The sequence below is a fragment of the Kribbella pratensis genome, assembly GCF_004365355.1.
GTDB lineage: Bacteria > Actinomycetota > Actinomycetes > Propionibacteriales > Kribbellaceae > Kribbella.
Genome location: NZ_SODP01000005.1, coordinates 306,358 through 318,504, shown reverse-complemented (window position 1 = coordinate 318,504; position 12,147 = coordinate 306,358). Strand labels below are relative to the sequence as shown.

Here is a 12,147-nt window from a genome sequence, read left to right as displayed (position 1 = left end):
CGCGGGTGAGCGACGATCCGTACGGCGACGAACAGCTGGTCGAGTTGTACGACCTCGACAACCCTCCGGGTGACGACCACGCCTACTACCGTGCGCTGGCCTCGGGTGCCCGCAAGGTCCTGGACTTCGGCTGCGGCACCGGCCTGCTCACCCGCACGCTCGTCGCGCCCGGCCGGGCGGTGATCGGTGTGGACCCGAGCCCCACGATGCTCGGCTACGCGCGCCGTCAGCCGGGAGCGGATGCAGTTACCTGGATCGACGGAGACTTCCGCGCAGTCGAGCCCACCGACGACGCAGACCTCGTCATCATCACCGGCAACACGATCATGCACATCAACAACCAGGCCGAGGTTTTCACCGCGCTCGCGAACGCGCTCCGCCCGGGCGGCGTCATCAGCTTCGAGTCGCGCAATCCGGCGGCGCGGGCGTGGGAGCAGTGGACCCGCGAGACGACGTACGGCGAACGCGACACCTCCGTCGGCCACCTCGTCGAATGGCTCGACCTGATCGAGGTCGGCTGTGATGTCGACGGCCGAGTGGTCTTCGACGCCCACAACGTCTTCCCGGACGGCCACGACGCCGTCTACCGCAACACCCTGTACTTCCGCTCCCCCGCCGACATCACGGCCGACCTCCAAGCAGCCGGCTTCACCAACGTCACCGTGCACGGCGGCTGGCACCAGGAGCCGGCGACCGACGACTCACGCCTACTGATCTTCCACGCCACCAGGAGCTGACCGACCGTGGACCGACTCGAGGCCTATATCGACGGATGGCGGCGGCATGACATCGCCGCAGTTCTCGACACTCTGACCGACGACTGCGTCGTGATCGAGTGCTACGGGCCGGTCTACCGCGGCAAGGCCCGGGTCGAGCAGTGGATGAACGCCTGGTACGGCGCCGGCGGCACCGTCGACGGGTGGGAGATCACGTCGCGGGACGGGGCCGGCGGGACGCTCGTTGCCGAGTGGCATTTCGAGTGCACGTGGAAGGGTGAGCCCGGTGCGTTCGACGGCGCGACCGTCGCGCGGCTCGACCAGGGGCGCATCGCGTATCTCCGCGAGTACGCCACCACTGCCCCGCTGTACGACTGGACCGGGACGTGGCGCGACTAAGCTGAGGGCACCGCGACTGGCGAGGGTGGGTTACCACCGGGGAGCGAAGAACAAGGCGTCGTCCGCCTGGGCGCCTCCGACTGACCTCGGAGGTCCTCATGCGTTATGGGATGAATCCGCATCAAGCGGCCGTGATGACGCCGGTCGATCGTGCGCCGTTCACGGTGGTTTCGGGCGAGCCGTCGTACATCAATGTGCTGGATGCGCTGACCGGTTGGCAGCTCGTGCGGGAGGCTGCTTCGACATTCGGCGTACCGGCGGCTGCGTCGTACAAGCATGTGTCGCCGGCCGGCGCGGCGCTCGGCGGCAGCGTGGTCGAGGCTTATACACGGGCGCGCGACGTCGATCCGAAGTCGTCGTACGGCGACTTCGTGGCGGTCTCGCATCCGGTCGACGCGGAGCTGGCGGCGGTGTTGAAGCGGGTCGTGTCGGACGGGATCATCGCGCCCGGGTACGACGACGGCGTGGTCGAGATCCTGGCGGCTAAGAAGCGCGGGACCTATCTGGTGTTGCAGGCCGATCCCGGCTTCGAGCCGCCGGCGGAGGAAGTGCGCGAGATCTACGGCCTGCGGTTGACGCAGGAGCGGGATGCGTTGCCGCTGACGCGAGACCTGCTCGACGATGGGGTGCCGGACGACGCGGCCCGGGATCTGCTGCTGGGGTTGATCGTTGCCCGCTACACCCAGTCCAACACGGTCGTGATGGTGAAGGACGGGGCGGCGATCGGCATCGGGGCCGGGCAACAGTCCCGGGTGGACTGCACGCGACTGGCGGGCGAGAAGGCGCAGCTGTGGTGGTCGCGCCGGTCGGGCGAGCCGCTGACCGGCGTCTCGATGGTGTCCGACGGCGCGCTCCCGTTCACCGACAACGTCGAGGAGGCCCATCGCCACGGAGTCACCCACATCGCCGAACCGGGCGGATCGATCCGCTCACCCGAGCTCGCCGCCGCGTGCGCCGCCCTCGGGATCACCTGGTCGGCAACGGGAGTTCGGCTGTTCAGGCATTGAATCAAACACTGACGTCAGGTGTTGAGCAGATAGTCGCCTGAGGCAACGGCTTTGCGGACCTCGGCGGCCGTGTCCGCGGGATCGAGCGAGGATGTGTCGATCGCGTGCGGCTCGAGCTCACCGAGGTCCGCGAACCCGCCGTGCATGCCGGTGATCGCGTCCGCGTCCGTCAGCTCCACGCCGCCGCGGGACCGGCCGCGCCGCAACGTCGTGTCCAGGTCCGGCCGTAGCACGACGTACGACAACCTCCAATCGCCCGCGGCCGCGCGGAACGGTGCGAGGAACCACGGACCGATAACCCCGTCCACGACGACGTCGTACCCGCCGCGCGCATAGACCGCGACCGTCGCCACGATCACGTCGACGACCATCTCGTTCTGCCGTTGCGCGCCCGGCAGGTAGGGCGGGACGAAGCCGGTGCGGATCGCGCGGTAGAACTCGTCGGTCGTCACATGCACGGTCGGCCGCGGCGCATCGGTCGCGACGAGGCGGGCCACGGTGGTCTTGCCGGAGCCCGGCGGGCCGGTCAGCAGAAGGACGTCGCTCATGACGCCCGACGCTAACCAAACCCGCCGGCGAACTGCAGTCTTTTCTTCTCGGCCCGGGTCAGCCGGGCAGGTCGATCTTCTCCCGTTCCGGCTCCGGCGGTGCGGGCGGCGGGCCGCCCTCGAGCTGGATGTCGGGGACGATGCGGTCGAGCCAGCCCGGCAGCCACCAGGCACGATCGCCGAGCAGCGTCATCACCGACGGCACCAGGATCATCCGGACCACGCTGGCGTCGATCAGCACCGCGACCGCCATCCCGACCGCGAGCATCTTCACCGTCGGGTCGTCGTCCAGCACGAAGCTGAGGAAGACCACGATCATGATCGCGGCCGCGGTGGTGATGACCCGGGCCGTCGCGCCGATCCCGATCGCCACCGCGCGATGGCTGTCCTTCGTGGCGATCCACGCCTCGTGCACCCGCGACAGCAGGAACACCTCGTAGTCCATCGAGAGCCCGAACACGATCGCGAACATCAGCATCGGCACGAACGACGGGATCGGCACCTTCTCGTCGATCCCGACCAGCGAGGAACCCCAGCCCCATTGGAAGACGGCCACGATCACGCCGTACGCCGCCCCGACCGACAGCAGGTTCAGCACCGCCGCCTTCACGCCGATCAGCAGCGAGCGGAACGCCACCGTCAGCAGCAGGAACGCCAGCACCACGACCGCCCCGATCAGCCACGGCATCCGGCTGCCCACCTTCTCGGTGAAGTCGACGTACCCGGCCGTGGTGCCGACGACGTACGTCGGTTCCTGCTGGCCGGACAGCACGTCGTCGCGGATCCGGTTGACCAGGTCCTCGGTCTCGGCCGCCGACGGCGAGGTGGTCGGGATGACGTTGATGATGGCCGTCGTCCCGGCGCTGTTCGTGCTCGGCGGTTGCACGGCGGCGACACCCGGCGTCTTCTGCAACGTGGACGCGAGCCCGCTCAGCAAGGTCTGCTGGTCACCCGACGACGGCAGCTGGACGACGACCGTCAGCGGACCGTTGGCGCCGGGGCCGAACCCCTGCGCGATCAGATCGTAGGCCTTCCGGCTCGAGTCGCCGGCCGGATCGGTGCCGGCGTCGAGCTGGCCGAGGTTCATCGACAACAGCGGGATCGCGAGAATGAGGAGCACCAGCGTCGCGGCGATACCGTACGGCCAGGGCCGATCGCTCACCTTGCGGCCCCAGCGGGCGAAGGCGCTCTGCTCGTGCTTGGCGTCGCGGCGTTCGCGCTCCTCGGCGCGGTGCTGCGCGATCGCGGTCTCGTCCGGGAGGCCGGCCTCGAGTTCGCGTTCGTCGGCGAGGTGATGGCGGTCCTTGCGATTGAGCACGGTGAACTTCGCCAGCCCGAGCAGCGCCGGGATCAGCGTGAGCGCGGCCAGCACGGTCACGGCGACCACGATCGCCGACGACAGGCCGAGGGCGCCGACGAACGGCACGCCGGACACGTACAGCCCGAGGATCGCGATCACGACGGTGCCACCGGCAACCAAAATCGCGGCCCCTGACGTGGACTCGGCCCGGCCCGCCGACTCGACGACGCCCATGCCGTCGTCCAGCTGTTCACGGTGCCGCGACACCAGGAAGAGGCCGTAGTCGATCGCGACACCGAGCCCGAGCAGTGTCGCCACCGTCGGCGCCGAGACCGGGAAGTCCTTGACGGCCGCTAGCAGTCCGAGGACTGCGAGCCCACCGCCGACGCTGAAGACCGCCGACACCAGCGGCAGCCCGGCCGCGACGACGGACCGGAACATCAGGAACAGCAACAACAGCGCGAGCACCAGACCGATCGCCTCCGACGGGCCGTCGTTCGCCTGCTTCCCGATCTGCCCGGCGCCACCGCCGTACTCGACCTGCAGCCCGGCTGCCCGGGCCGGCTCGACGGCCGCATCCAGCTTGTCGACGTACGACTTGTCGAGCGACGCCGGCACCACCGAGAAGGACACCGGCGCGTTGACGATGCTGCCGTCCTTGGAGATGTATGGCGACGGTGAGGACTGGGAGGTTTGGGTAGTCGCGAGCGGATCGACCGCACTGACCACGTCCGGCAGCTTGCCGACCGCCTCCATCGACGAATTGACCGCGTCGGCGTGCTCGGACACCGTGCCGCTCTTCGCGTGGAACACGATCGAGCCCGAGTACCCGCCGGCGCTGCTGAAGTCCTTGTTCAGGATGTTCAAACCGGCCGACGATTCGCTGCCCGGGACCGTGTAGTTGTTGACGTACGTGCCGCCGAACGCGGACCGCAGTACGAACAGGCCGACGACGACCACCAGCCAGCCGGCGATCACGAACCAGTGGAACCTTGCCGCTCCCCGGCCGAGCCGGTCCAGAAACGCATGCATAGGGCGCCCCCTCCCCCTGGCACCCCCCAGGCGACGGCCCAGCCGCCGGCCCCATCTGGCGAATCTAAAGCGGTACTCGTCAGGCCCACAACCCCTGGACACACACTGTCACCGCCGCGCGATCGGGCGATGACACTGGGTGCCCCCTGTGTTTCAGCGCGTTTCAGCGTGTTTCAGGGTGTTGGAGGGTTGTTCCGGGGTGTTTCAGCCGCCGGCCACGCTCGGCAGGATGAGCAGCTCGTCGCCGTCGGTGAGTGGGGTGTCGAGGCCGTCGAGGTCGCGGATGTTGTCGTCGCGGAGGTAGATGTTCACGTGCCGCCGGACCGCGCCTTGCTCGTCGGTGAGCCGGCGGCGCAGCGGCGGCTCCAGCGCAGCAAACGCTTCGGCGACGGTCGTGCCCTCGACCTCGACCCGCTCGGCGCCGCCCGCGAACGGGCGGAGCACGGTGGGCAGGCGGACGGCGATCATCCGGCCGTCATCCGATCACCGCGGCGCGCACCGTGAGTACGTCGGGGAGGTGCCGCGCGACCTCGACCCAGCTGTCGCCGGCATCGGCGCTCGCGTAGACACAGCCGTCGCGCGTGCCGACGTACACGCCGGCCGGATCCGCGGTGTCGGTGGTCATGGCGTCCCGCAGTACCGGCACATACGACACGTCGGGCAGGCCGGCGGACAACGGCTCCCAGGTCGAGCCCGCGTCGCGGGACCGGTAGACACGGCACCTCGCCCCGGTCGGGATCCTGTTGCCGTCCGCAATCAACGGGAATACGTATACAGTCTCGGGCTCGTGCGGGTGCACCACGATCGGGAAGCCGAAGTCCGAGGGCAGCCCGTCCGCGATCGACTTCCAGATCGTCCCGCCGTCGTCGGACCGGTAGACGCCGTGATGGTTCTGCGCGAACATCCGCTCCGGTACGTCGGGATGCCCGGCGAGCTTGTGCACACACTGACCGAACTCGGGGTACGGGTCTGGGAAGAACTTGGCCTGGATGCCCTGGTTGGCCGGCTCCCAGGTCGCGCCGCCGTCGGCCGTCCGGTAGACACCGCCGGTCGACATCGCAACGCTGACCCGGTCGGCGTCCGTCGGGTGCGGCAGCACGGTGTGCACGGCCTGCCCACCGAAACCAGCACCCCACTCCTTGCGGTGCGGATGGTCCCAGAGGCCTCTGACCAGGTCGAACGTGACTCCGCCGTCGGTCGACTTCCACAGGGCCGAGGGCTGCGTCCCGGCGTACACGACTCCGGGCTGGCCGGCCGGCGCTGCCTGGATCTGCCAGACGCGTTCCAGCGAGGCGTCGGAGCCCTCGGGGAACCCGATCGAGCCCTCCGGCGGCTCGGCCCAGGTCGCGCCGAGGTCGTCGGAGTGGAAGACCGCCGGACCCCAGTGCTCGCTGGTGCCGCCGACGAACAGCCGCGGCCGGTCGCCGCGGGTGTCGATGCCCACGGCGTACACACCCTGCATCTCGAACTCCGGGACCGGTCCGTCGAGACGCCACTCCGTTCGGGCAGCGTCGCTCCGGCCGATCCAGAGACCCTTCTTGGTTCCGATCAGCAGTACGGCCTCGGACATCGTCGTTCTCCTACCTGATGATTACCGTTGCGGACCTGCCACTACGTTGATCAGCGGTTCTCCGGACGCGTAGCGCTCGAGCTGCGCACGGACGAGCCGCGCCACCCGCGGCGCGAATGCCGTCGACGCGCCGCCGCGGTGGGGGTTGATCAGTACATTCGGAGCAGACCACAAGGGATGTCCGGCAGGCAACGGCTCGGGGTCGGTGACGTCCAGGGCAGCGCTGATCCGGCGCGTGCGGAGCTCGGTCAGCAGCGCGTCCGTGTCCACGACGACGCCGCGCGCCACGTTCACCAGCAGCGCGCCGTCCTTCATCCGAGACAGGAACTTCGCGTCGACCATCCCACGCGTCTCCGCCGTCGCGGGGGTCAGCAGGACGACGACGTCCGCGCGGGGCAGCAGCTCCGGCAGCTCCGAGATCGGGTGTACGCCGTCCCGCTCGCGCCGCGCCACCCGGATCACCTCGCACTCGAATCCGCTCAGCCGCCGTTCGAGCGCCTCGCCGATCGCGCCGTACCCGAGGATCATCACGGTCCGGTCCGCGAGCGAGTCGTCGACCTCGTCGTACGAGTCCGGCCAGATCTCGCGTTCCTGGTTGCGGACGGCCCGCGGCAGCCGCCGGTACGTCGCCAGGATCAGCCCGACCGCGAGCTCGGCCGTCGACGCGTCGTGGACGCCGCGCGCGTTGCACAACGTGACGCCCTCGGCGAGCCGCGACTGGACGTGCTCGAACCCGGCCGTCTGCAGCTGGACGACCTTCAGCGCCGGCATCTCGCGGACGATGTCGAGAACGTCCCCGCCGCCCATGTAGCTCGGCACGTAGAACTCCACCTCGGCCGGCGACGCCGGCGGCTCACCGCCGGCGTAGAAGTCCACGTCGCACCCCTTGGGCACGCCGCCGAGGAAGTCGTCGGGGTTCTCCCAGGGCAGCCAAGCCCTCACATCTGCCATGTGACGAACCTACTATCCGCTGCCTTTTCCGGTGCCGGATCGGGTGCATCGTCGTACTCTTGATCGGTGCCTTCGACATCGGATCTGGCGGCGACGCTCGCCCACGATCAGGCCGTCGGGCGGCTGCGGGAGTCGTACGAGCGGATCCCGCAGGGCGACCCGGTCCGGCTCGCGAAGCGCTCTTCGAACCTCTTCCGGCCGCGAACCGAGCTCGAACGGCCGGGTCTGGACGTGTCGAAGCTGACCGGAGTCATCAGCGTCGACCCGGCCGCGCGGACGGCCGACGTCCAGGGCATGTGCACCTACGAGGACCTGGTCGCGGCGACCCTGCCATACGGGCTGACGCCGATGGTCGTGCCGCAGCTGAAGACGATCACGCTCGGCGGCGCGGTGACCGGACTCGGCATCGAGTCGTCCTCGTTCCGGGCCGGGCTGCCGCACGAGTCGGTGCTCGAGCTCGACATTCTCACCGGCGCCGGCGACCTCGTCACCGCGCGCCCGGACGGAGAGCACGCGGACCTGTTCCGGATGTTCCCGAACTCGTACGGCACGCTCGGGTACGCGACCCGGTTGCGGATCGAGCTCGACAAGATCTCGCCGTACGTCGCGCTGCGGCACGTGCGGCTCGGCCTGGACGAGCTGGCTCCGGCGATCGACGAGATCGTTGCCTCAGGCACGTACGACGGGGAGCCGGTGCACTTCGTCGACGGGGTCGTGTTCAGCCCGGCCGAGGCGTACCTGACGCTCGGCCGCAACAGCGACGCCGCGATCAGCACGAGCGACTACACCGGCCAGCAGATCTACTACCGCTCGATCCAGCAGCGGCAGCAGGACTTCCTCACCGCGCACGACTACCTGTGGCGGTGGGACACGGACTGGTTCTGGTGTTCGGCAGCCTTCGGCGCACAACAGCCCGTCGTACGGCGATTGTGGCCGAAGCGCTGGCGGCGGAGCGACGTCTTCCACAAGATCGTCGGCTTCGAGAACCGGCACCAGGTCGCGGCCCGGATCGCCCGGCGCCGCGGTCAGCCGGATCGTGAGCGGGTCGTCCAGGATGTGGAGATCCCGGTCGAGCGGCTCGCGGACTTCCTGCGCTGGTTCGACCTGAATGTCGGCATGCGGCCGGTCTGGCTCTGCCCGCTGCGGTTGCGGGGCTCCGCGGAGTGGCCTCTGTATCCGCTCAAGCCGGGCGAGACCTACGTGAACGTCGGCTTCTGGGGCACCGTGCCGATCGCGCCCGGCGCCGCCGACGGAGACGTCAACCGGCGGATCGAGGCGGCGGTCACCGAGTTCGGCGGCCACAAGTCGCTGTACTCCGACGCCTACTACGACCGGGAGACGTTCGACCGGTTGTACAACGTGCCGGCTCTCACCGAGGTGAAGAAACGCTACGACCCGAACGCCCGGCTCACCGGGCTCTACGAGAAGGCGGTGACGCGCCGATGACGACGCTCGCGACCCAGGTATCGATCGCCGAAGCCCTCACGACCGTGATCCCGGACGGGCTCCCGTTCCGGTTCACGGCGTACGACGGCAGCTCGGCCGGGCCGGAGGACTCGCAGATCCACATGCACCTGGCCACCGAACGCGGGCTGTCGTACATCCTGACGGCGCCCGGCGACCTCGGCATGGTCCGTGCGTACGTGATGGGCGATCTCGAGATCACCGGCGTCCACCCGGGCAACCCGTACGAGCTGATGCGGATGATCCTCGACAGCTTCCACTTCCAGCGGCCGTCGGCCGCGGAGGCGCTGCGGATCGTTCGCAGTCTCGGCTGGAGTCACCTCAAGCCGCCGCCTCCCCCGCCGCAGGAGCACCTGCCGAAGTGGCGTCGTACGTTCGAGGGACTGCGGCACTCGAAGGCGCGGGACAAGTCGGCGATCCACCACCACTACGACGTGTCGAACACGTTCTACGAGTGGGTGCTCGGGCCGTCGATGACCTATACCTGCGCCGTTTACCCGACTCCTGACGCGACGCTGGAGGAGGCGCAGTACGAGAAGTACGACCTGGTCGCGCGGAAGCTCGACCTGAAACCGGGCATGCGGCTGCTCGACGTCGGCTGCGGCTGGGGCGGGATGGTCCGGCACGCCGCCCGCGAGTACGGCGTACAGGCTCTGGGCGTGACGTTGTCGGCGGCGCAGGCCGAGTGGGCTGCCCAGGCGATCAAGCGCGAGGGGCTCGAGGACCGGGCCGAGGTGCGGTACCTGGACTACCGCGACGTACCCGAGCGGGACTTCGACGTGATCAGCTCGATCGGGCTGACCGAGCACATCGGCGTCCGCAACTACCCGTCGTACTTCGGGTTCCTGCTCGACCGCCTGAAGCCGGGCGGCCGGCTGCTCAACCACTGCATCACCCGGCCGGACAACCACTTCCGCCACACCGGCGCCTTCATCGACCGCTACATCTTCCCCGACGGCGAACTGATCGGCTCCGGCCGCATCATCGCCGAGGCCCAGGACGCCGGATTCGAGGTCCGCCACGAGGAGAACCTCCGCGAGCACTACGCCCTCACCCTGGCCGCCTGGAACGACAACCTCGTCGCCCACTGGGACGAGGCCGTCGCCGAAGTAGGCCCCGCCACCGCCAAGATCTGGGGCCTGTACCTCGCCGCCAGCCGAGCCGGCTTCGAACACAACACCATCCAGCTCCATCAGGTCCTCGCCGTAAAACCCGACGCCCGAGGCAACTCCCACTTCCCCCTCCGCCCCACTTGGGGAAGCTGAACCATTCGTTGACCTGCGGTGTAGTAAGGAGGCCAGGTCTAACGGAGGAGTCGGCGTGGTTGGTTCGAAGGTCGGGCGGCGGGGGCGGGCCGCGGTAGTGGTTGCGACGTTGGCGTTGGCCGGTGGGTGTTCGGAGGCGACGCCTAGTAGTTCGGGGTCTGCGTCGGCGCCGAGCAGTGCGAGCACGGTGGGTGGGCCGGCTGCGGTGAGGTTGACCGTGGCGTCGACGGTTGCGACGGGGATCGAGGTGCCTTGGGGGCTTGCGTTTCTGCCGGACAAGAGTGCGTTGGTGGCGGAGCGGGACTCGGGGAAGGTCAAGCGGATCGCCGGTCGGCAGGTGTCGGACGTCGGAACGGTCGACGGCGTGAAGTCCTCGTCGGAGGGTGGGCTGCTGGGGCTGGCGGTGGATCCGGCGTACCCGGGGAAGCCTTACATCTACGCGTACTACTCGGGCGGCGACGACAACCGCATCGCTCGGATCACGTACCAGGACGGGACGCTGTCCGACCAGCAGGTGATCCTTGACGGGATTCCCAAGGCGGCGATCCACAACGGCGGGCGGCTGCGGTTCGGACCGGACGGATTCCTGTACGCCGGGACCGGTGACGGCTCGGATCGGCCGAACTCGCAGGACGACAACTCACTCGGCGGGAAGATCCTGCGGATCACCACCGACGGGAAGGCCGCGCCGGGGAACCCGGACGGACGGGTGTGGATCACCAAGGGGCACCGGAACGTGCAAGGGCTCGCGTTCGACGGGAACCAGCTGTACGCCGCGGAGTTCGGGCAGAACACCTGGGACGAGCTGAACGTGATCACGCCCGGCTCGAACTACGGCTGGCCGGCTGCCGAGGGGATCAGTGAACTCGACGGGATGACCGACCCGATCGCGCAGTGGCACACGGCCGACGCATCGCCCTCGGGGATCGCGTTCGCGCAGGGGCACGTCTTCATGGCGTCGTTGCGCGGTGAGCGGCTGTGGGCGATACCAGTTGCCGATGGCAAGCGAATCGGCGAGCCGCAGGCGTTCTTCACCAACAAGTACGGGCGTTTGCGCACGGTCGAGGCGGCGCCGGACGGGTCGTTGTGGGTCACGACCTCGAATACCGACGGCCGCGGTCAGCCGCACGACGGCGACGACCGGATCCTCCGGGTGACGATCAGCAGTTGAGAGATGAGGCACGTCCTGAGCGGTCAACCGTTTCAAGTCTTGGGTCGTCTGGTACTTGTGAAGTAAGCAGACGACCTGAGGAGGAGATCGGTATGCGCACCGGCCAGGGGCCTGGCGTTCCCAGCAGTGTGATCGCTGCGGTGAGCACCTACGAGGATGCTCAGCAGACAGTGGACTATCTGCGAAGTTACGGGATGGACGCGGGACGCCTGGAGGTGGTCGGCGCCGGACTCCGCCAAGCAACCAGACACAGGATCGTCCCCGTCGCGCGCCTCACCGGGGTCGGCGCGCTGCAGGGCGCGGCCCTCGGCGTACTCGCCGCCGTCTTCGTCACCCTCGTCGCCGAGACCACGCTCAACGGCCTGGCCGTCGTGGTCTGGGGCTTCGTGTACGGCGCCATCGTCGGCACCCTCTGGGGCCTGTTCCGCGGCCTGATCCGCAACCGCCCCGACGCGGTCATCACGCAGGTCGTCCCCACCACCTACGAAGTCCGCTGCCCCACCGACGAACTGGCAGTAGCCCGAACCCTCCTCGCCGAACCCGCCGACGCCCGAGCCGAACGCGAGGCCATCCCCAACGCCCCGCAACACCACAAGAACGCAGCCTGAAAAAACACCCGCCCCTCGCTCCGCTCGGGGCGGTGAGAGAAAGAGGCAAGCCCGGGCTGGGGTTGGGCGAGCTGAAGCGAACTCCGCTCGGCACAAGCTGAAGCGAACTCCGCTCG

12 protein-coding genes and 1 riboswitch are annotated in these 12,147 nt (G+C 69.0%); of the genes, 7 read left to right on the top strand and 5 right to left on the bottom strand.

The genetic code is table 11. From position 1 onward, the window contains the following. Positions 1-5 precede the first annotated feature (5 nt). From EV653_RS39615 to EV653_RS39605, 3 genes are all read left to right on the top strand, one after another. The gene (locus EV653_RS39615) at positions 6-737 is read left to right on the top strand and encodes a class I SAM-dependent methyltransferase (RefSeq protein ID WP_134111471.1); all 732 of its coding nucleotides are present in this window, start codon (positions 6-8) and stop codon (positions 735-737) included. A 6-nt stretch (positions 738-743) separates the two neighbouring features. After that, the gene (locus tag EV653_RS39610) at positions 744-1,115 is read left to right on the top strand and encodes a nuclear transport factor 2 family protein (protein ID WP_134111470.1); all 372 of its coding nucleotides are present in this window, start codon (positions 744-746) and stop codon (positions 1,113-1,115) included. 2 nt (positions 1,116-1,117) lie between these two features. Then, positions 1,118-1,194: riboswitch (ZMP/ZTP riboswitch) on the top strand. A 1-nt stretch (position 1,195) separates the two neighbouring features. Continuing rightward, entirely contained in the window at positions 1,196-2,122 is a 927-nt protein-coding gene (locus EV653_RS39605) for a 5-aminoimidazole-4-carboxamide ribonucleotide transformylase (protein ID WP_255511231.1), read from the top strand. A gap of 14 nt (positions 2,123-2,136) precedes the next feature. Here the strand turns inward: EV653_RS39605 and EV653_RS39600 are convergent, their stop codons facing one another. From EV653_RS39600 to EV653_RS39580, 5 genes are all read right to left on the bottom strand, one after another. After that, positions 2,137-2,670, bottom strand: coding sequence for a phosphotransferase-like protein (locus EV653_RS39600; RefSeq protein WP_134111468.1), 534 nt, complete (start codon positions 2,668-2,670; stop codon positions 2,137-2,139). Between the two features lie 58 nt (positions 2,671-2,728). Further along, positions 2,729-5,002, bottom strand: coding sequence for an MMPL family transporter (locus EV653_RS39595; protein WP_134111467.1), 2,274 nt, complete (start codon positions 5,000-5,002; stop codon positions 2,729-2,731). A gap of 204 nt (positions 5,003-5,206) precedes the next feature. Next, the gene (locus EV653_RS39590) at positions 5,207-5,470 is read right to left on the bottom strand and encodes a MoaD/ThiS family protein (protein ID WP_134111466.1); all 264 of its coding nucleotides are present in this window, start codon (positions 5,468-5,470) and stop codon (positions 5,207-5,209) included. A gap of 7 nt (positions 5,471-5,477) precedes the next feature. Next, positions 5,478-6,572 carry a WD40/YVTN/BNR-like repeat-containing protein gene (locus EV653_RS39585; protein WP_134111465.1) on the bottom strand — a complete coding sequence of 365 codons (1,095 nt, stop codon included), beginning with the start codon at positions 6,570-6,572 and terminating at the stop codon, positions 5,478-5,480. A gap of 21 nt (positions 6,573-6,593) precedes the next feature. Continuing rightward, positions 6,594-7,523: a 2-hydroxyacid dehydrogenase gene (locus EV653_RS39580; RefSeq protein ID WP_134111464.1), complete on the bottom strand. Its 930-nt coding sequence runs from the start codon at positions 7,521-7,523 to the stop codon at positions 6,594-6,596. Between the two features lie 66 nt (positions 7,524-7,589). Here EV653_RS39580 and EV653_RS39575 point away from each other — a divergent pair, with 66 nt between their 5' ends. From EV653_RS39575 to EV653_RS39560, 4 genes are all read left to right on the top strand, one after another. Beyond that, positions 7,590-8,969: an FAD-binding oxidoreductase gene (locus EV653_RS39575; RefSeq protein ID WP_238160759.1), complete on the top strand. Its 1,380-nt coding sequence runs from the start codon at positions 7,590-7,592 to the stop codon at positions 8,967-8,969. Continuing rightward, entirely contained in the window at positions 8,966-10,252 is a 1,287-nt protein-coding gene (locus EV653_RS39570) for an SAM-dependent methyltransferase (RefSeq protein ID WP_134111463.1), read from the top strand. The genes EV653_RS39575 and EV653_RS39570 overlap by 4 nt, the downstream gene beginning before the upstream one ends. 217 nt (positions 10,253-10,469) lie before the next feature. Beyond that, entirely contained in the window at positions 10,470-11,423 is a 954-nt protein-coding gene (locus tag EV653_RS39565) for a PQQ-dependent sugar dehydrogenase (protein ID WP_238160758.1), read from the top strand. Between the two features lie 92 nt (positions 11,424-11,515). Next, complete coding sequence (locus EV653_RS39560; RefSeq protein WP_134111461.1) at positions 11,516-12,031, top strand: general stress protein; 516 nt, start codon at positions 11,516-11,518, stop codon at positions 12,029-12,031. The last annotated feature ends 116 nt before the right edge of the window (positions 12,032-12,147 follow it).